The 19031-nt window shown below is 71.6% G+C and carries 16 protein-coding genes; 6 read left to right on the top strand and 10 right to left on the bottom strand.

The features are described from left to right. Nucleotides 1-2: 2 nt before the first annotated feature. Nucleotides 3-1202, bottom strand: coding sequence for a polyamine ABC transporter substrate-binding protein (locus tag ACZ3ZE_RS30420; protein ID WP_361177577.1), 1200 nt, complete (start codon nucleotides 1200-1202; stop codon nucleotides 3-5). Nucleotides 1203-1329: 127 nt separating this feature from the next. Then, nucleotides 1330-2766 carry a gamma-aminobutyraldehyde dehydrogenase gene (locus ACZ3ZE_RS30415; protein WP_361177578.1) on the bottom strand — a complete coding sequence of 479 codons (1437 nt, stop codon included), beginning with the start codon at nucleotides 2764-2766 and terminating at the stop codon, nucleotides 1330-1332. 192 nt (nucleotides 2767-2958) lie between these two features. Here ACZ3ZE_RS30415 and ACZ3ZE_RS30410 point away from each other — a divergent pair, with 192 nt between their 5' ends. The 6 genes from ACZ3ZE_RS30410 (at nucleotide 2959) to ACZ3ZE_RS30385 (ending at nucleotide 9272) form a co-directional block, all read left to right on the top strand. Continuing rightward, entirely contained in the window at nucleotides 2959-3465 is a 507-nt protein-coding gene (locus tag ACZ3ZE_RS30410) for an Lrp/AsnC family transcriptional regulator (RefSeq protein WP_132918998.1), read from the top strand. Further along, nucleotides 3450-4829, top strand: a complete 1380-nt coding sequence (locus ACZ3ZE_RS30405; protein ID WP_361177581.1) for an aspartate aminotransferase family protein — start codon at nucleotides 3450-3452, stop codon at nucleotides 4827-4829. The genes ACZ3ZE_RS30410 and ACZ3ZE_RS30405 overlap by 16 nt, the downstream gene beginning before the upstream one ends. A 223-nt stretch (nucleotides 4830-5052) precedes the next feature. Beyond that, on the top strand, nucleotides 5053-5781 hold the full coding sequence (locus ACZ3ZE_RS30400) for an ABC transporter ATP-binding protein (RefSeq protein WP_361177583.1): 729 nt from the start codon (nucleotides 5053-5055) through the stop codon (nucleotides 5779-5781). Then, a complete protein-coding gene (locus tag ACZ3ZE_RS30395) occupies nucleotides 5763-6839 on the top strand; it encodes a hypothetical protein (protein WP_467261485.1) in 1077 nt (358 codons plus the stop codon). Before ACZ3ZE_RS30400 ends, ACZ3ZE_RS30395 begins: the two co-directional genes overlap by 19 nt. Nucleotides 6840-7112: 273 nt before the next feature. After that, the gene (locus ACZ3ZE_RS30390; protein WP_442304993.1) at nucleotides 7113-8222 is read left to right on the top strand and encodes an LOG family protein; all 1110 of its coding nucleotides are present in this window, start codon (nucleotides 7113-7115) and stop codon (nucleotides 8220-8222) included. Between the two features lie 78 nt (nucleotides 8223-8300). Further along, the gene (locus ACZ3ZE_RS30385) at nucleotides 8301-9272 is read left to right on the top strand and encodes a hypothetical protein (protein WP_361177589.1); all 972 of its coding nucleotides are present in this window, start codon (nucleotides 8301-8303) and stop codon (nucleotides 9270-9272) included. A 169-nt stretch (nucleotides 9273-9441) separates the two neighbouring features. Here ACZ3ZE_RS30385 and ACZ3ZE_RS30380 read toward each other — a convergent pair whose 3' ends face one another. The 8 genes from ACZ3ZE_RS30380 to pyrH all read right to left on the bottom strand — a co-directional run bounded on the left by ACZ3ZE_RS30380 (nucleotide 9442) and on the right by pyrH (nucleotide 18891). Then, on the bottom strand, nucleotides 9442-10461 hold the full coding sequence (locus tag ACZ3ZE_RS30380) for an ABC transporter ATP-binding protein (protein WP_467261483.1): 1020 nt from the start codon (nucleotides 10459-10461) through the stop codon (nucleotides 9442-9444). Beyond that, complete coding sequence (locus ACZ3ZE_RS30375; protein WP_361177676.1) at nucleotides 10461-12074, bottom strand: ABC transporter permease; 1614 nt, start codon at nucleotides 12072-12074, stop codon at nucleotides 10461-10463. The genes ACZ3ZE_RS30380 and ACZ3ZE_RS30375 overlap by 1 nt, the downstream gene beginning before the upstream one ends. Nucleotides 12075-12115: 41 nt before the next feature. Continuing rightward, nucleotides 12116-13210: a thiamine ABC transporter substrate-binding protein gene (locus ACZ3ZE_RS30370; protein ID WP_361177593.1), complete on the bottom strand. Its 1095-nt coding sequence runs from the start codon at nucleotides 13208-13210 to the stop codon at nucleotides 12116-12118. A gap of 212 nt (nucleotides 13211-13422) precedes the next feature. After that, on the bottom strand, nucleotides 13423-14529 hold the full coding sequence (rlmN, locus tag ACZ3ZE_RS30365) for a dual-specificity RNA methyltransferase RlmN (protein WP_361177595.1): 1107 nt from the start codon (nucleotides 14527-14529) through the stop codon (nucleotides 13423-13425). Nucleotides 14530-14612: 83 nt separating this feature from the next. Then, a complete protein-coding gene (locus tag ACZ3ZE_RS30360) occupies nucleotides 14613-16229 on the bottom strand; it encodes an MFS transporter (RefSeq protein ID WP_361177597.1) in 1617 nt (538 codons plus the stop codon). Between the two features lie 133 nt (nucleotides 16230-16362). Then, entirely contained in the window at nucleotides 16363-17475 is a 1113-nt protein-coding gene (locus tag ACZ3ZE_RS30355) for a phosphatidate cytidylyltransferase (RefSeq protein ID WP_467261481.1), read from the bottom strand. After that, nucleotides 17475-18032, bottom strand: a complete 558-nt coding sequence (frr, locus tag ACZ3ZE_RS30350) for a ribosome recycling factor (protein ID WP_329424646.1) — start codon at nucleotides 18030-18032, stop codon at nucleotides 17475-17477. Before frr ends, ACZ3ZE_RS30355 begins: the two co-directional genes overlap by 1 nt. 94 nt (nucleotides 18033-18126) lie before the next feature. Continuing rightward, the gene (gene pyrH, locus ACZ3ZE_RS30345) at nucleotides 18127-18891 is read right to left on the bottom strand and encodes a UMP kinase (RefSeq protein ID WP_467261479.1); all 765 of its coding nucleotides are present in this window, start codon (nucleotides 18889-18891) and stop codon (nucleotides 18127-18129) included. Nucleotides 18892-19031: the final 140 nt, after the last annotated feature.

The raw sequence follows: 19031 nt of genomic DNA, 5'->3' as shown, positions 1-19031 counted from the left end.
TCTCACAGGCCGACGATCGAGTTCCACCGCTTCGCGAACTCGGTGCGCTCATCGGAGGAGATGTCCCGCGCGATGGCCAGCCGGGTGCGCATCGCGTCGTCCGGGAAGATCAGCGGGTCCTCGGCGAGGGCCGCCAGCTCCTTGTCGCCCGAGTCGGCGAGGACGTCGCGGGCCGCGGGGACCGGGCAGACGTAGTTGACCCAGGAGGCCAGCTCGGCGGCGACCTCGGGCTCGTAGTAGTAGTCGACGAGCTGCTCGGCGCTGGTCTTGTGCCGGGCCAGGTTGGGGATCATCAGGGACTCGGCCCACAGCTCGGCGCCCTCCTCGGGCACGACGAACTCGATGTCCGGGTTGTCGGCCTGGAGCTGGATGATGTCGCCGGAGTACGCCTGACAGGCGAGCACGTCGCCGGTGGACAGGTCCTTGATGTAGTCGTTGCCGGTGAAGCGGCGGATGTGCTTGCGGCGGACCAGGCCCTCGATCTCCTCGCACAGCGCGTGGAAGTCGTCCGCGGTCCAGCGGGTGACGTCGACGCCCATGCCCTGCATGAGCAGCGAGAAGGACTCGTCGAGCCCGGACAGCAGGGTGACCTTGCCGCTCAGGTCGTCGGCCCACAGCTCCTTGGTGGAGCGGATCTCCCGGCCCAGCTTCTTGCGGTTGTACGCGATGCCGGTGATCCCGGACTGCCAGGGCACCGAGTGCAGCCGGCCCTCGTCGAAGGCGGGCTTGCGCAGCAGCGGGTCCAGGTACCTGGCGACGTTGGGCTGCTTGGCCCGGTCCATCTCCTGGACCCAGCCGAGCCGCACGTAGCGGGCGGCCATCCAGTCGCTGATCACGATGAGGTCCCGGTCGGTCTCCTGGTGGTTCATCAGGGCCGGGCCGATCTTGCCGAAGAACTCGTCGTTGTCGTTGATCTCCTCCGTGTAGCGCACGGAGATCCCGGTCCGCTTCTGGAAGGCGTCCAGGGTGGGCCGCTTCGACTTGTCGTCGTCATCGGTGTCGATGTAGAGCGGCCAGTTCGCGAAGTGCAGCACCCGGTCCCGCGCGGACAGGTCCCGCCCGGCCCGGTCCTCCGGATCGACGTACGCGGCCGGCACTCCGCATCCGGCGAGGAGCGCGGCGGCGCCGGCCCCGCCGATCCCCCGCAGCAGGGCGCGGCGGGACGGGTGCGGGCGGGCGGGAACTCTGGCTCTGGCTGTCACCCGCCCAGCATGGTCGCCCCGGGTGACCAGCGGCAATGGACGGTCCGTCGACCGGGACGGCGCGGCCCCGACACCTTGTCGATCACGTCGATCGAGGTGCCGGGGCCGCGGGGGGGGGCGGGCTGGATCAGCCCAGGGAGGTCATCACGTGCTTGATGCGCGTGTAGTCCTCGAAGCCGTACGCCGACAGGTCCTTGCCGTAGCCGGACTTCTTGTAGCCGCCGTGGGGCATCTCGGCGACCAGCGGGATGTGGGTGTTGATCCACACACAGCCGAAGTCGAGCGACTTGGACATGCGCATCGCGCGGGCGTGGTCCTTCGTCCAGACCGAGGAGGCCAGGGCGAACTCGACGCCGTTGGCGAACTCCAGCGCCTGGGCCTCGTCCGTGAAGGACTGGACCGTGATGACGGGGCCGAAGACCTCGTTCTGGATGATCTCGTCGTCCTGCTTGAGGCCGGAGACGACGGTCGGGGCGTAGAAGTAGCCCTTGTCGCCGACCCGGTGGCCGCCCGCCTCGACCTTGGCGTGCGCCGGCAGGCGGTCGATGAAGCCGCTGACCTGCGTGAGCTGGTTGGCGTTGTTCAGCGGGCCGTAGAGCACGTCCTCGTCGTCCGGCTGGCCGGTCTTCGTCTCGCTCGCGGCCTTGGCGAGGGCGGCGACGAACTCGTCGTGGATCGACTCGTGGACCAGGACGCGGGTCGCGGCCGTGCAGTCCTGGCCGGCGTTGAAGTAGCCCGCCACGGAGATGTCCTCGACGGCCTTGTCCAGGTCGGTGTCCTCGAAGACCACGACCGGGGCCTTGCCGCCCAGCTCCAGGTGGACGCGCTTGACGTCCTTGGCCGCCGACTCGGCGACCTGCATGCCGGCGCGCACCGAGCCGGTGATGGAGGCCATCGCCGGGGTCGGGTGCTCGACCATCGCCTTGCCGGTCTCGCGGTCGCCGCAGAGGACGTTGAAGACGCCCTTGGGGACGATCGAGCCGATGATCTCGGCCATCAGGACGGTCGACGCGGGGGTCGTGTCCGAGGGCTTGAGGACGACCGTGTTGCCCGCGGCGAGGGCCGGGGCGAACTTCCACACGGCCATCATCATCGGGTAGTTCCACGGCGCGACCTGGGCGCAGACGCCGACCGGCTCGCGGCGGATGATCGAGGTCATGCCCTCCATGTACTCGCCGGCCGAGCGGCCCTCGAGCATCCGGGCGGCACCCGCGAAGAAGCGGATCTGGTCCACCATCGGCGGAATTTCCTCGCTCGCGGTGAGGGCGACCGGCTTGCCGGTGTTCTCGACCTCGGCGGCGATCAGGTCCTCGGCGCGCTCCTCGAAGGCGTCCGCGATCTTGAGGAGGACCTTCTGGCGCTCGGACGGCGTGGTGTCGCGCCAGGCGGGGAAGGCGGCCGCGGCGGCCTCCATGGCGGCGTCGACGTCGGCCTGGCCGGAGAGCGGGGAGGTCGCGTACGCCTCACCGGTGGCAGGGTTGATCACGTCGATCGTGCGGCCGTCGGCCGCATCCCGGAACTCCCCGTTGATGTAGTTGCGCAGCCGACGCAGCTCGGTGGTCACTTGCCACCCCTCCTGTCACGTTCTGTACTCCGCACTCCGTCGTGCGGCGTGCCCGATGGGCGAGACACCCAGCCTAGTCGGTTCGCAGACGCTTTCAACAGGCCCGACCCCTGCCAACTTCGGATTCAGTGAGATCCGCACCCCAGAACAACGGATTTCATCACTCTGGGGTTGCCAGACCGACGAGGTTCGGTGCACAGTGAAGTCGTGGCCAGTCGAAGCACAGACTCCAGAACCGGAACCGGTTCGTCCCCGACGATCGATGCCGTCTCCCTGGCGATCATCGAGCAGCTCCAGGAGGACGGTCGCCGTCCCTACGCAGCCATCGGAAAGGCCGTCGGCCTCTCCGAAGCCGCCGTACGACAGCGCGTCCAGAAGCTGCTCGACCAGGGCGTCATGCAGATCGTCGCCGTCACCGACCCGCTCACCGTGGGTTTCCGGCGGCAGGCGATGGTCGGCATCAACGTCGAGGGTGACCTGGATCCGGTCGCGGAGGCGCTGACCGCGATGGCCGAATGCGAGTACGTGGTGATGACCGCGGGCTCCTTCGACCTGATGGTGGAGGTCGTCTGCGAGGACGACGACCACCTCCTGGATGTGATCAACAAGCGCATCCGCACCCTCCCCGGGGTGCGCTCCACCGAGAGCTTCGTCTACCTGAAGCTCAAGAAGCAGACCTATATGTGGGGAACCCGATAGCCGTGAGCCAGGACCTCTCGAAAACCGCCTACGACCACCTGTGGATGCACTTCACCCGCATGTCGTCGTACGAGAACAACCCCGTCCCCACCATCGTCCGCGGTGAGGGCACCTACATCTTCGACGACAAGGGCAAGCGCTACCTCGACGGCCTCGCCGGCCTGTTCGTGGTGAACGCCGGCCACGGCCGCAAGGAGCTGGCCGAGGTCGCGTACAAGCAGGCCCAGGAGCTCGCGTTCTTCCCCGTGTGGTCGTACGCGCACCCCAAGGCCGTCGAGCTCGCCGAGCGTCTGGCGGACTACGCCCCCGGCGACCTGAACAAGGTCTTCTTCACCACCGGTGGCGGCGAGGCCGTCGAGACCGCGTGGAAGCTGGCCAAGCAGTACTTCAAGCTGCAGGGCAAGCACACCAAGTACAAGGTCATCTCGCGTGCGGTCGCCTACCACGGCACCCCGCAGGGCGCCCTGTCCATCACCGGCCTGCCGGCCCTGAAGGCCCCCTTCGAGCCGCTGGTCCCCGGCGCGCACAAGGTGCCGAACACCAACATCTACCGCGCGCCGATCCACGCCGACGACCCCGAGGCCTTCGGCCGCTGGGCCGCCGACCAGATCGAGCAGCAGATCCTCTTCGAGGGCGCCGACACCGTCGCCGCCGTCTTCCTGGAGCCGGTGCAGAACGCCGGTGGCTGCTTCCCGCCGCCGCCCGGGTACTTCCAGCGCGTCCGCGAGATCTGCGACCAGTACGACGTGCTGCTCGTCTCCGACGAGACGATCTGCGCCTTCGGCCGCCTCGGCACGATGTTCGCCTGTGACAAGTTCGGCTACGTGCCGGACATGATCACCTGCGCCAAGGGCATGACCTCGGGCTACTCCCCGATCGGCGCCTGCATCGTCTCGGACCGCATCGCGGAGCCGTTCTACAAGGGCGACAACACCTTCCTGCACGGCTACACCTTCGGTGGTCACCCGGTGTCCTCCGCCGTGGCCCTGGCGAACCTCGACATCTTCGACAAGGAGGGCCTGAACCAGCACGTGCTGGACCAGGAGGGCAACTTCTTCTCGACGCTGCAGAAGCTGCACGACCTCCCGATCGTCGGCGACGTCCGCGGCAACGGCTTCTTCTACGGCATCGAGCTCGTCAAGGACAAGGTCACCAAGGAGTCCTTCAACGACGAGGAGGTGGAGCGCGTCCTCTACGGCTACCTCTCCAAGGCGCTGTACGAGAACGGTCTCTACTGCCGTGCCGACGACCGTGGCGACCCGGTCATCCAGCTGGCTCCGCCGCTGATCGCGGACCAGACCACGTTCGACGAGATCGAGCAGATCCTCCGCGCCACCCTCACCGAGGCCTGGACGAAGCTGTAGATCTCGACGTGCGCCACGCCGCCCTCACGGCGTGACCCCGGCCCGGGCATGCCGCCATCCGAGTGGATGGCGGCGGCCCGGGCCGCGTGCTGTCCGTACAAGCTGATCTGAATCCTTACGGTGCCCAGTGACGCCCCGAGTCCCAGTGACCGACAGGGCCGTCTCCTCGTTCCCCCGGACGGGGGAACGGACTCTGTTTGGCTTCGACATCGAGGTGTACGCGATGGCCCCACCGGACAACGACGTGCTCTGGGCGCGTTCCCTGCACTGCACCCTGGGCGGCACGGACGTCCTGACCGGCGTCTCCCTCGGCGTACGAGAAGGCGAGATCCTCGCCCTCGTCGGACCGCGCGGCAGCGGCAAGACCACCCTGATGCGCTGCCTCTCCGGCCAGACCGTCGCCCAGCAGGGCGAGGTCTGGTTCAACAGCGCCCCCCTCCACACCCTCGGCACCGCCCAGCGCGAACGCGTCCGCCGCGAGCGCTTCGGCTGGATCGACCCCGAGCCCGGCCTGGTCCCCGAACTCACCGGCTGGGAGAACGCCGCCCTCCCCCTGCTGCTGCGCGGCATCTCCCACCGGGCCGCGAAGACCGCCGCCCTCGAATGGCTCGACCGGCTCGACATCGGCGCCAGCGCCCGGAAACGGCCGCACGCCCTCACCCACTCCCAGCGCCAGCGGATCGCCATCGCCCGCGCCCTCGTCACCACCCCCTCGGTGCTCTTCGCCGACGAGCCGAGCGCCACCCTGCACCGCGCGGACGGCGCCCAGGTGCTGCGCACCCTGACCGCCGCGGCCCGCTCCCACCGGATCACCGTCCTCCTCGCGACCCACGACCCCGAGGTCGCCGCCCTCGCCGACCGCTCGGTCGCGCTGCTCGACGGACGCCGCGTCGGCTCCGTACCGCCGGCCACCGGGGCGGAGGGCGTCACCGCGTGCTCGCTCTCCGTCTAGTCCGCGGCACCCACCCCCTCGTCCAGCTGCGCCGCCTGCTGGTGGCCACGGCGGCGGCCGGGGTGGGCTTCCTCCTGCTCTGCGCCCTCGGTTACGCGGTCGGGCACCCCGCGCAGTCCTCCACCTCCGTGCTGCGCCTGCTGTGGTGCGCGCTGCCGCTCGCCGCGACGGTGCAGTTCGCGGTGGCCGTCGCCCGCACGGACCCCAGCACCCGCCCCCGGCAGGGCCTCGACGCGGTCGGCCTCGGCCCCGCCCGCCTCACCGCACTGGCGGCCGCCTCCACAGCGGTCGCGACCACCCTCGGCTCGGCCCTGGCCCTCCTCTTCTACCTCCACCTGCGCGGCGACATCACCGGCCTGCCCTTCGACGGCGCCGCGGCGGAACTCCTCGCCGCCGACCAGCCCATCCCGCTCGCCGCGGCCCTCACCCTGCTCGCGATCCTCCCCGTGGTGGCCGCCACGGCCGCCGGCCTGGCCCTGCGCCCGCGCAAGCCCGCGGAGGTCGCCCCCCAGCCCTCCGGCCTCCCCTGGGGCGTAGCGCTCCTGGCCGTCGGCCTCGCCCTGGAGACGTACGCGGGCCGGAACGGCAGCGGCGGCGTCCTCGCCGGCTGGATCCTCACCGCGATCGGCCTCGCGATGGCCGGCCCCGGCCTCACCCACTGGTGCGGCCGCCTGCTCCAGATGGTGCGCCCCGGCGCGGTACGCCTCCTCGCGGGCCGGGTCCTCATGGACGAGTCGCGCCGCATCGGACGCCCGTTGGGCGTGGTGTGCGCGGTCGGCTCGGGCGCGGTGGCGGCCCTCGCCCTGAACACCGACTTCGGCCCCCTGGCCGGCCTGGGCGCCGCCCTGGTCGTGGCCTGCACGACGGCGACGCTCCTCACAGCGGCCCTGGAATCCAAACAGTCCCGCACCCACACCACCGAAGCCCTCCTCCGCATCGGCGCCCCACCAGGCGTCCTCCGCACCACAGCCCTCCTGAGAGCGGTCACCCTCCTGACCGTCTTCGTCCCGCTGACGTGGACGGTGGGGGAACTGGCGGCGGTACCGCTGAGGGGGTGAGGGGAACGGCGAAGGGGCTCAGGGGAAATCAACAGCCGCCAACCCACCGGCCCCCGGCCGCCGACGGCGAGCACCCCGCACGGGGAAACCCGCACCTTTGCCCGCTCACGGCTCCGCCCACCGCCCCGCGGCCGCCGACGGCGAGCACCCCCCACGGGAAGCCCCGCACCTCTGCCCGTCTACCCGCACGGGTGGTGCGGGTGGGAACCCCCAGCCCGGCCGGAGGCCGGGCGCAGTCCACCGGCCCGCCGCCGGACCCCCTATCGTGACCCCATGGCGACCCACCGGCAGGACCGGGAGATCCATTCCCTCGACGAGTTCGACGCCGCACTCACCTCGCACGGCTCCCTCTCCCCGTACCGGATCCAGTCCGTCGACCTGACCGACCGCACCTTCGCCCTCCTCTCCACCTCCACCACGGACGCCGTGTTCCTGGGCTGCCCGATGCAGCCCGAGGCCGCCGCCAAGGTGCGCGCGGACGGCGCGCTGGTGTTCCCGCCGGTGCCGCACCTGCCGTTCGACCCGTACCGGTCCCGGCTCTACTCCCCCGAGGAACTGTTCGAGGGCGTCACCACCCACCCGTACGCGGAGACGCCCGACGCCCGCTCGTACGACTGGTTCCAGCGGACCAAGGGCGACGGCGACATCTTCTCCTCGATGCTGCGGTCCCTCCACGACGACGCGATCTCGGACGCGCTGGACGAGCACCTGGCGGACGCCCGCGTGGTGGGCGTGATGGGCGGGCACCAGATGGGCCGGGGCACGGACGCGTACGCGGGTGCCGCCCGGCTCGGGCGGTCGCTGACGCGCTCGGGGCTGACGGTGGCGACGGGCGGCGGGCCAGGGGCGATGGAGGCCGCGAACCTGGGCGCGTACACCGCCCCGTTCCTGGACGCCGTCCTCGACGAGGCCCTGGAACTGCTCGCCAAGGCCCCGTCGTTCACGCCTTCGGTGACGGAGTGGGCCCGCGCCGCGTTCGAGGTGCGGGCGCGCTGGCCGCGCGGCGGCGACTCGGTCGGCATCCCCACCTGGTTCTACGGGCACGAGCCGCCCAACGCCTTCGCCGCCCGCATCGGCAAGTACTTCGCCAACGCGACCCGCGAGGACGGCCTGCTGGCCCGGTCGAACGCCGGCGTCGTCTTCCTGCCGGGCGCCGCCGGCACCGTGCAGGAGATCTTCGACAGCGCGACGCCGAACTTCTACGGTTCGCGCGGCGAGCCGACCCCGATGGTCCTGGTGGACCGGGCCCACTGGACCGAGCGCCTGCCGGCCTGGCCGCTGCTGCGGACCCTGGCCGAGGGGCGCCCGATGGCGGCGCGGATCGCCCTGGTCGACTCGATCGACGAGGCGCCGGAGGCGTTGGCGCGGCCGGCCGTCGCGTAGCGGCGCTCCCCCGCGCGGCGGACCGGGTCACGACCCTGGTCGGACGTGCGGGCCGGGCCCGGCCGGAAGGCTCGTGGCATGACTACGAAGAGACTGAGGTTCCTGGCCGACTGGCCGTCGTGGGCGGGACGCGCCGCCCTCGTCTGGTCCCTGCTGTACGCGACGGGCGCGGCCCTCGCCGCCGCCACCGGCCCGGCCTTCGGGTACGCGCTGCTGGGCAAGGGCACGGGGCCGGGCTTCGAGGCGGCCGCGGCCGGACTGTACGGGGCCGCCGCCGTCCTCGCGTACGCGATGCTCCGCAGGCCCGGGGGGCGGGTGCTGACGGCGGGCGCGTGGGTGGTCGTCGGGCTGTGCGTGACGTCGGGGTTCGTGTTCCTGCTCAGCCCGGTGCACCTGCTGTACTTCCTGTCGCGCGGCCAGGAGCCGATGGACTGGGCGTCCTGGTCCAACCAGGGCCTCGCGATCCTGGGCGCCGTGCTGTGGGGGTGCGCCGCGCTGGCCGGGCGCCGCGCGCGGCTCGGGAGCTGCGCGTACTGCGGCGGGCGGGAGGAGGCGGTGGCGGGCGACGCGAGCCGCGCGGGCCTGGTGGCCGTCGCCGCGCTCGTCCCGTACACCGCGCTGAAGACGGCGTGGGCGCTGGGCCTCACGGCCGGGTACACGGGCGGTGGCAGGCCGGGCGTCGATCCCCGGTACACCAGCGACCTGGGGCTGTGGCTGTACGACCACGGGGTCGACGTCACCGCGGTCCTGGCCGTCGTGGGGATGCTGCTGGCGCTGGCGCTGACGCGGCCGTGGGGGCGGCGGCTGCCCCGGCCGCTGCTGCTGGGCCTGGGGTGGGCCGGGGCGGGCGCGCTGGCCCCGTTCGGCGTCTTCCTCGCGGTGCTCGGCCTGCTGGCCTGGACCGGCGCGATCGAGACGACCGGCCTCGCCGACCACGCCCCGTGGGTGGTCGCCGTCGCCTACGGCGGCTTCTGCGTCTTCGGCCTGGCCCTGGGCCGGGCGACCCGCGTCCACCAGCGGGCGACCCGCAGGGAGTGCGGGCGCTGCTGACCGGCGGGGCGGGCGGGGCCCCTGGGACGGGCGGGGCTCGCAGGACGGGCGGGCGGCCCGGCGCGGGCGAGGCGAAGGGGACTGGTGGGGCGGGCGCCAGTCACGCGTCACCCGTCACGCGTCACCCGTCACGAGTCACCCATCGCCCGTCACCCGTCACCCCGTCACATCACCCCTCAAGCACCACCACATCCTCCGCCCGGAACACCACATCCACCTCCGCACCCCCGTCCGGCGCCTCCCGCAACGGGAACTCCGCCTCAAGGGACGGCCCTTCGACCGGTTCGAGCCGTACGGCGACGTGGTTGCCGCGGAAGGTACGGGACTCCACGCGGCAGCTCAGGCCCTCGCCGGGGGCGACGAGGCGGATGCCGCCGGGGCGGACGAGGAGGCGGCGTTCGCCCTGGGGGGAGCCGTCCGGGACGGGGATCTTGCCCCAGACGGTGGCGGCGGCGGCGCCGGTGACGGTGGCGGCGACCACGTTGTCGAAGCCGAGGAAGCGGGCCACGAACTCGGAGGCGGGCCGCCCCCAGACCTCCAGGGGCGTGCCGGTCTGGGCGAGGTGCCCGTCCCGCATGACCACGACCCGGTCGGCGAGCGCGAAGGCCTCGCCCTGGTCGTGGGTGACGGCGAGCACCGTGGTGCCCAACTGCGCGAAGAGGCCGCGGAGTTCGACGACGAGGCGTTCGCGCAGGCCGCGGTCGAGCTGGCCGAGGGGTTCGTCGAGCATGAGCAGCCGGGGGCGGGGCGCGAGCGCCCTGGCGAGGGCCACGCGCTGCTGTTCGCCGCCGGAGAGCGAGGAGACGGCCCGGCGGCCGGCCCCGGGGAGGCCGACGAGGTCCAGCAACTCCTCGACGCGGGCGCCCTGTTCGGCCTTGGCGACACCGTGCATGCGCAGCCCGAACGCCACGTTCCCGGCGACGTCCCGCTGCGGGAACAGCTGGTGGTCCTGGAACATGAGGCCGACCCCGCGCCGGTGCACCGGCACCCCGGTCTGGTCCGCGCCGCCGAGCAGCACCCGGCCGGCGGAGAGCGGCTGGAGTCCGGCGACGGCCCGCAGCAGGGTGGACTTGCCGCTGCCGCTGGGGCCGAGCACGCACACGATCTCGTGCTCGGCGACCTCCAGGTCCACCGCGTCGAGCACCGCGCGGTCCCCGAACCGTACGGTCGCGTCGTGGAGTGTCAGCATCAGAACTCCCCCGAGGTCCGGTCGTTGCGGAGCCGTTCGAGGAGCAGCAGGGACACCGCGCACACCACCATGAGGATCGTCGAGAGGGCCATGGCCTGGCCGTAGTTGAGCTCGCCGGGCCGGCCCAGGAGCCGGGCCACGGCCACCGGCAGGGTCGGGTTGTCGGGGCGGGCGATGAAGACCGTGGCGCCGAACTCGCCGAGCGAGACGGCGAAGGCGAAGCCGGCGGCGATGAGGAGCGCCCGCCGTACGAGGGGCAGGTCGACCTCGCGCCAGGCCCGCCAGGGCGAGGCGCCGAGCACGGCGGCGGCCTCGCGGAGCCGTTCGTCGACCGCGCGGAGCACGGGCAGCATGGTCCGTACGACGAAGGGGACGCCGACCAGGGCCTGGGCGAGCGGCACCAGGATCCAGCTGGCCCGCAGGTCGAGCGGCGGCTCGTCGAGGGTGATGAGGAAGCCGAAGCCGACGGTGACGGCGGACACCCCGAGCGGCAGCATGAGCAGCGCGTCGAAGCCGCGGACCAGGCGTCCCGCCCGCCGGGTCAGGGCCGCCGCGGCGAGGCCGCCGATGACGACGGCGAGGGCGGTGGCGGCGAGCGCGTACTGGAGGGAGTTGACGATGGTGTCGGTCATCGGCACGAGGAAGGTGCCGTCCTCGTCGACGGACTGCAGCGCGCGGTAGTAGTCGAGGCCGTAGCCGGTGGGGGTGGCGAGGGAGCGTTCGACGAGGACGCCGAGCGGCGCGAGGATCAGCAGGCCGATGGAGAGCAGGACCGCGCCGAGCAGCAGCCACTGCCCGGCGCCGCGCGGGCGGGCGGCGGTCCGTTCCGGCGGGACCAGCTTCAGCGCGGTCTCCCGGCGGCGCACCATCCGGGCGTGCACGGTGAGGATCGCGCCGACGGCGACGAACTGCACCAGCGTGAGGACGGCGGCCGTGGAGAGCTGGAGCCGGTCGGCGGTCTGCCGGTAGATCTCGGTCTCCAGGGTGGAGTACGCGGGGCCGCCGAGGATCTGCACGATGCCGAAGGAGCTCGCGGTGAACAGGAACACCATGAGCGCGGCGGCGGCGACGGACGGCCCGAGGGCCGGCAGGGTCACCGTGCGCCAGGCCCGCCAGCGGGAGGCGCCGAGCACCCGGGCGGCTTCTTCCTGGCGGGGGTCGAGCTGGGACCAGAGGCCGCCGACGGTGCGTACGACGACCGCGTAGTTGAAGAAGACGTGGGCGATGAGGATGGCCCAGACGGTGGTGTCGAGGCGGACGCCCCACAGCTCGTCGAGGAGTCCGCCGCGGCCCAGCAGGGCGAGGAACGCGGTGCCGACCATGACGGTGGGCAGCACGAACGGCACGGTGACGACGGCCCGCAGCAGCCCCTTGCCGGGGAAGTCGAACCGGGCGAAGACGTACGCGCCGGGCAGGGCGACGAGCAGGGTGAGCGCGGTGGAGGCGAGCGCCTGCCACAGCGTGAACCACAGGACGTCGAGGATCTCCGGGCTGCTCAGCGTCTCCGCGAAGCGGCCGAGCTCCCAGTGCCCGTCCGGCCTGAGCCCGCGCTCGACGATCGAGACGACGGGCCAGGCGAAGAAGACCCCGAAGAACGCGACGGGCAGCACCATGAGGGCCAGCCGCGCCGCGTTCCCCGTACGGCCCGGGCGGGCTACTTCAGGACGAGCGAGGTCCACTGCTGGATCCACTGGTCACGGTGGGCGGCGATCTTGTCGGGCGCCATGGTCTGCGGCTTGTCGACGACCACGCCGTGCTTGGTGAACAGCGCCGGGAGCGTGGCGTCATCGGTGACGGGGTTGACGAACATCTGGAGCGGCATGTCGTCCTGGAACTTCTTGGAGATCAGGAAGTCGATCAGCGCCTTGCCGCCCTCGGGGTTCTTCGCACCCTTCAACAGGCCCGCGAACTCGGTCTGCCGGAAGCAGGTGCCGGTGGAGACGCCGGTGGGCGCCACCTTCGGCTGGGGCTCGGAGTAGAGCACCTCGACCGGCGGGCTGGAGGCGTAGGAGACGACGAGCGGGCGGTCGCCCTTGGCCTTCTTGCCGCCGGCGGAGCCGGAGAACTCCTGGTTGTAGGCGAGCTCCCAGCTGTCGACGGTCTTCACGCCGTTGGCCTTGAGCTTCTTCCAGTAGTCCTGCCAGCCGTCGTCGCCGTACTGCGCGGCGGTGCCGAGGAGGAAGCCGAGGCCCGGGGAGGAGCGCTCGGGGTTCTCGACGACGAGGAGGTCCTTGTACGCGGGCTTGGCCAGGTCGTCGAAGGACTGCGGCGGCGCCAGCTTCTTGCCGGCGAAGTACTGCTTGTCGTAGTTGACGCAGATGTCGCCGGAGTCGATCGGGGTGACCCGGTGCTCCTTGTCGAGCTGGAGCGCGGCGGGGATCCGGTCCAGGCCCTTCGCCTCGTACGGCGTGAAGATGCCGTTGTCGAGGGCGCGGGAGAGCAGGGTGTTGTCGACGCCGAAGAAGACGTCGCCCTGGGGGGAGCCCTTGGTCAGGATCTCCTTGTTGACGGCCTCGCCGGCGTCGCCGCTCTTGAGGACCTTGATCGTGAAACCGGTCTGCCGGGTGAACTCCGCCAGCACCTCCTTGGAGGCGTTGAAGGAGTCGTGGCTGACGAGGGTCACGGTCTTCGGCGCGGGCGCGCCCGACTTGCCCGCGGCCCCGCGGGCGTCCTCGGTGGAGCAGGCGGCGAGGGTGGTGACGCCGAGCGCCGCGACGAGCGCGACGGCGGCGGCCTTCTTGGTGTTCACGTGGTTGTCCTCCTGGGTGGGACCAGGAAGAGACGCGGCCCCGCCCACCCGGAGGTGGGCAGGGCGCAACAGCTCGAGTTACGACCGAACTTCCTACCCAGAATGACCTGGGCGAGGTTCAGAGGGTCTGCGGTCCTACGGTGACCGCACTCTCAGCGCTGTGGCGCTCCCCTGTCGGAATATGAAGATGTGTTCGAGCTCAGACTACAAGGTCAGCGTTCGGCGGCGGCCAGCTGTCCACAGGCACCGTCGATCTCCTGTCCGCGGGTGTCGCGGACGGTGACGGGCACGCCGTGGGCGGCGATGGCCTCGACGAACGCCTTCTCGTCCTCGGGGCGGGACGCGGTCCACTTCGAGCCGGGCGTCGGGTTCAGCGGGATCAGGTTGACGTGCACCCGCTTGCCCTTGAGCAGCCGGCCGAGGAGGTCGCCGCGCCAGGCCTGGTCGTTGATGTCCCGGATCAGGGCGTACTCGATGGAGACGCGGCGCCCGGACTTCTCCGCGTACTCCCAGGCGGCGTCGAGGACCTCGCGGACCTTCCACCGGGTGTTCACGGGGACGAGGGTGTCGCGCAGCTCGTCGTCGGGGGCGTGCAGCGAGACCGCGAGACGGCACTTGAAGCCCTCGTCGGCGAACCGCAGCATCGCCGGGACGAGCCCGACGGTGGAGACGGTGATGCCGCGCTGGGACAGGCCGAGGCCGTCCGGCTCGGGGTCGGTGAGCCGGCGGACGGCGCCGACGACCCGCTTGTAGTTGGCGAGCGGCTCGCCCATGCCCATGAAGACGATGTTGGACAGCCGGGCCGGCCCGCCGGGGACCTCGCCGTCGCGCAGCGCGCGCATGCCGTCGACGATCTGGTGCACGATCTCGGCCGTGGACAGGTTGCGGTCGAGCCCCGCCTGGCCGGTGGCGCAGAACGGGCAGTTCATCCCGCAGCCCGCCTGCGAGGAGATGCACATGGTCACCCGGTCGGGGTAGCGCATGAGCACCGACTCGACGAGCGTGCCGTCGTGCAGCCGCCACAGCGTCTTGCGGGTGGTGTCGTCGTCGCACGAGATGTGCCGCACCACCGACATCAGATCGGGCAGCAGCTCCCCCGCCAGCTTCTCGCGCGAACCGGCGGGGATGTCGGTCCACTCCGCCGGGTCGTGCGCGTAGCGCGCGAAGTAGTGCGTGGACAGCTGCTTGGCGCGAAACGGCTTCTCGCCGATCGCGGCGACCGCCTCCTTGCGCTCGGCGGGCGTGAGGTCGGCGAGGTGCCGCGGGGGCTGCTTGGCTCCGCGCGGGGCGACGAAAGTGAGTTCTCCGGGCTTGGGCATGGTCCTACCAGTGTCGCAGACGCGGACCGGTGCGCCCGTTCCCGGCCGATGCCGGTGCGCCCGGTCGCGCGGCGGCCCCGCCGTCAGGGGGCGACGGAGCCCGGCTGGACTCCGGGGATGCGGGAGGTGAAGAAGAGGGCCACCACGGAGGCGCCGGCGAGGATCGCGAGGGCGGCGCGCAGGCCGTCGAGGCGGGCGGCGGCGTTGGCCTCCAGGGCGGCGGCGGTGACCTCGGGGCTGACGCCGGCCTGGTCGAGGGCGGTCGTGAGCTGGGCGTCGGAGAGGAACGGGACGCCGCTCTCCAGTTCGACGGACGCGGTGCTCTTGACCTCGGTGGGGATGGCCGGGTTCTGCTCGACGCCGGTCAGGAAGGAGGTGGTGAGCGCCGCGATCATGAGCGAGCCGGCCAGGGCGGTGCCGATGGAGGCTCCGAGGTTGGTGACGGCGTTCTGGATGCCGCCGACCTCCGCGCTCTGCCGGTCGGGGACGGCGGAGACGGTGACCGAGCCGAGCTGGGAGGCGAGCGCGCCCATGCCGAGGCCGATCAGCAGCAGCGGAAGGGTGACGATCTCCGCGCCCGCGTCGGCGTCGAGGGCCGCCATCAGGACGACCGCGCCGGCGAGCAGCGCGAGCACCCCGAGGCGCACCACCCGGCGGGGCGAGACGTCCGGGAGGAAGCGCGGGATCAGGAGCGCGGCGGCCAGCAGGGTCAGCGACAGCGGCAGGATGCGCGCCCCGGTCGCCAGCGCGGACAGCCCGAGGGCGACGGACAGGTAGAGCGGGACGACGAAGAAGACGCCCATCTGGACGAGGTACTGGAAGAAGAACATGGTCAGGCCGCCGGTGAGCTGCCGGTTGCGCAGCATGTGCGGGTGGACGAGCGGTTCCTTGCCCCGCTTGACCAGCCGGGCCTCCCAGCGCAGGAAGAGCCAGAGGAGGAACAGCCCCGCCAGCCCCATCCACACGACCATGGACACGCCGAGCCAGGCGGGCGCGTCGGCCTTGGGCCGGACCCAGCCCCACTCGTCGGAGCGCAGCACGCCGTACACGAAGATCCCGAGCCCGGCGGCGGACAGCAGCGCGCCGACGAGGTCGATGCGCGGGCGTTCCTCGGACACGGCGTCGGCGATGGAGCGGGCGAACACGAGGATGACGAGGACCAGCAGGACCTCGCCGGCGAAGACCCAGCGCCAGGAGAAGTAGGTGGTGGCGACGCCGCCGATGAGCGGGCCGAGCGCGATGGCGACGGCTCCGGCGGCGGCCACGATGCCGTACGCGAAGGGGCGCCGTTCGGTGGGGAAGTTGCCGGCCACCAGGGCCACGATCGCGGGCATGATGAGCGCCGCGCCGATGCCTTCGAGGAAGGACCAGCCGAGCAGCAGCACCGGGAGGCTGGGCGCGAGGGCCGTGGTGAGCGAGCCGACGCCGTAGACGCAGCAGCCGATCATGAAGGCGCGTTTGCGGCCGATCAGCACCCCGACCTTGCCGCCGGGGATCATGAACATCGCCATGACCAGGGTGTACGCGGTGATGGCGCCCTGGATGCCGGTCACCGTGGTGTCGACGTCGGCCGCCACGGTCGCGATGGAGACGTTCATGACGGAGCTGTCGAGCGCCATCAGGAACTGTCCGGACGCGAGGGTCAGCAGGACGGTCAGGGACCCCGGGGGCTTCCCGGCCGAGTGAGCCTTCGGTGTCATGGCGGGATCCTTCCCGCTGGGCCCGCACCGGACCGGCGAGCCGCGCCGACCTCACCCGGTCGGCGGATGCCGAAGGGCCCGCTGCCCAGGAGGCGGCGGGCCCTTCGTACGGGGGGCGCGGGGGCGGCGGCCGTCAGCCGTTGCCCACGAACAGCACCAGGAGCAGCCAGACCACCGGCGCCGTCGGCAGCAGGGAGTCCAGTCGGTCCATGATGCCGCCGTGGCCGGGCAGCAGGGTGCCCATGTCCTTGATGCCGAGGTCGCGCTTGATCATCGACTCGCCCAGGTCGCCCAGGGTCGCGGTGGCCGCGACCGCGAGGCCGAGGAGCAGGCCCTGCCACCAGATGCCGTCGTCGATCATGAACTGCATGCAGAGCGCGCCGGCCGCCATCGCGAAGGTCACCGCGCCGAGCAGGCCCTCGCGGGTCTTGCCGGGGCTGATGCGGGGGGCCAGCTTGTGCTTGCCGAAGCGCCAGCCGACCGCGTACGCGCCGGTGTCGCTGACCACCGTGAGGATCAGGAAGGTCAGCACCCGCTGCGGGCCGTCGTCGGCGGTCAGCAGCATCGCCACGAAGGTCGCCAGGAACGGCACGTAGAACGCGGCGAAGACGCCCGCCGTGACGTCCTTCAGATAGCCCTCGGGCGGTTCCGTCATCCGCCACACCAGGACGGCGAGCGCGGTCAGGGCCATGGCGACCCAGGCGCCCTCCGGACCCCGCACGTACCCGGCGACGACCATGGCCGCGCCACCGACCGCGAGCGGGACCAGCGGGGCCTTGATGCCCTTGCGCTCCTGCAGGCGGGAGGTGAGCTCCCACAGGCCGACCACCACGGCGACCGCTATCACTCCGACGAACGCCGGCTTCCAGATGAACAGCGACGCGACGATGACGGCGCCGAGGCCGAGGCCGACCCCTATGGCCGCGCCCAGGTCACGGCCCGCGCTCTTCTTCTGCCGCGGCTGCTGCCGGGGCGAAGGCGCGGGGGTGGGCTGGGACGGGCTGGACATGGGCTCCTGCGGGTGCTCGTGCGGCGTCTCGCCACGGAACGGGGGACCGCCCTGCTGGGCGGCCCCCCGATCGTGGTCGTCCTGGTTGTCGCCGGCGGGAACGTCGTCGGACACGATGGGCATGGGCCGAGTCTGCGCCGCCTGCCGCCCTTCGTAGGGGGGACCCGCCGGGGCAGGCCCCTGGTCGGGTCCCCCGAAGCCGGTTCCGGCCGGGGCCCCCCAGGAAGAGTCGTTCATCAGACCTCGAGGAGCTCGGCTTCCTTGTGCTTCAGCAGCTCGTCCACCTGCGCGACGTACTTCGCGGTGGTGTCGTCGAGCTCCTTCTCGGCACGGCGCACCTCGTCCTCGCCGGCCTCCTTGTCCTTGACCAGCTTGTCGAGGGCGTCCTTGGCCTTGCGGCGCACGGAGCGGATGGAGACCTTCGAGTCCTCGGCCTTGGTCTTCGCGACCTTGACGTACTCGCGGCGGCGCTCCTCCGTCAGCTCGGGGAACGTCACACGGATGATGTTGCCGTCGTTGCTGGGGTTGACGCCCAGGTCCGAGTCGCGGATGGCCTGCTCGATGTTGCGCAGCGCGCTCTTGTCGAACGGGGTCACCACGGCCATCCGCGGCTCCGGCACCGAGAACGACGCCAGCTGGTTGATGGGAGTGATGGCGCCGTAGTAGTCGGCCACGATCTTGTTGAACATCGCCGGGTGCGCACGACCGGTGCGGATCGCGGCGAAGTCCTCCTTGGCGACCACGACCGCCTTCTCCATCTTCTCCTCGGCCTCGAGGAGGGTCTCTTCGATCACCACTTGCTCCTGTGCGTCGTCGCGTTGTGTCCTGCACGGCGGTACGACCGGCAGGGCTCTGTCCATCCCCTCGCGGGGCGGTTCCCGGTTCGGGTCAGGCCCGGGTGCCCTGGTCGCTCACGAGAGTGCCGATCTTCTCACCCTTGACCGCGCGCGCGATATTGCCCTCGGCGAGCAGTTCGAAGACGAGGATCGGGAGGTTGTTGTCCCGGCACAGCGTGATGGCGGTGGCGTCGGCGACCTTGAGGTCGCGGGAGAGCACCTCGCCGTACTCCAGGGCGTCGAACTTGACCGCGTCCGGGTTGGCCTTCGGGTCGGAGTCGTAGACCCCGTCGACACCGTTCTTGCCCATGAGCAGGGCCTCGGCGTCGATCTCCAGCGCGCGCTGCGCGGCGGTGGTGTCGGTGGAGAAGTACGGCATGCCCATGCCGGCGCCGAAGATGACCACGCGGCCCTTCTCCAGGTGGCGCACGGCGCGCAGCGGGATGTACGGCTCCGCGACCTGGCCCATGGTGATGGCGGTCTGGACGCGGGAGTCGATGCCCTCCTTCTCCAGGAAGTCCTGGAGGGCGAGGCAGTTCATCACGGTGCCCAGCATGCCCATGTAGTCCGAGCGGGCCCGGTCCATGCCGCGCTGCTGGAGCTCGGCGCCACGGAAGAAGTTGCCTCCGCCGATCACGATCGCGATCTCCGCGCCGTCGCGGACCACGGCGGCGATCTCACGCGCGATGGCGTGCACGACGTCCGGGTCGACCCCCAGCCCGGTACCGCCGGAGAAGGCTTCTCCGGACAGCTTCAGCATGTAGCGGCCGGTCTTCTTGCCGATGTTGTCGTCGCCCTGTGCGGCGCCCTGATTCATGGAGGTCTCCTCGTGCACATACGAAGAAGGCCATTGCCTGGGGTCCTTGCGGCTTCCCGTACGGCAATGGCCTCCTCGTCAGATCTGCGGCCGTCCGACGCGAACGCGGGCGGCTGCCTCAGACCCTACCGGGGTCCGGT

The sequence above is a fragment of the Streptomyces sp. NPDC023157 genome, from assembly GCF_055560575.1.
Note: the sequence above shows the minus strand (reverse complement) of the source record. Positions and strands in the feature narration are given on the sequence as shown.

Excerpts from the sequence above, each read along its gene's own strand:
- ACZ3ZE_RS30400 (WP_361177583.1), top strand. The coding sequence starts at position 5,053 with ATGGCCCCACCGGACAACGACGTGCTCTGGGCGCGTTCCCTGCACTGC.
- ACZ3ZE_RS30390 (WP_442304993.1), top strand. The coding sequence starts at position 7,113 with ATGGCGACCCACCGGCAGGACCGGGAGATCCATTCCCTCGACGAGTTC.
- ACZ3ZE_RS30385 (WP_361177589.1), top strand. The coding sequence starts at position 8,301 with ATGACTACGAAGAGACTGAGGTTCCTGGCCGACTGGCCGTCGTGGGCG.
- ACZ3ZE_RS30380 (WP_467261483.1), bottom strand. The coding sequence starts at position 10,461 with ATGCTGACACTCCACGACGCGACCGTACGGTTCGGGGACCGCGCGGTG.
- ACZ3ZE_RS30375 (WP_361177676.1), bottom strand. The coding sequence starts at position 12,074 with ATGGTGCTGCCCGTCGCGTTCTTCGGGGTCTTCTTCGCCTGGCCCGTC.
- rlmN (WP_361177595.1), bottom strand. The coding sequence starts at position 14,529 with ATGCCCAAGCCCGGAGAACTCACTTTCGTCGCCCCGCGCGGAGCCAAG.
- ACZ3ZE_RS30360 (WP_361177597.1), bottom strand. The coding sequence starts at position 16,229 with ATGACACCGAAGGCTCACTCGGCCGGGAAGCCCCCGGGGTCCCTGACC.
- ACZ3ZE_RS30355 (WP_467261481.1), bottom strand. The coding sequence starts at position 17,475 with ATGAACGACTCTTCCTGGGGGGCCCCGGCCGGAACCGGCTTCGGGGGA.
- pyrH (WP_467261479.1), bottom strand. The coding sequence starts at position 18,891 with ATGAATCAGGGCGCCGCACAGGGCGACGACAACATCGGCAAGAAGACC.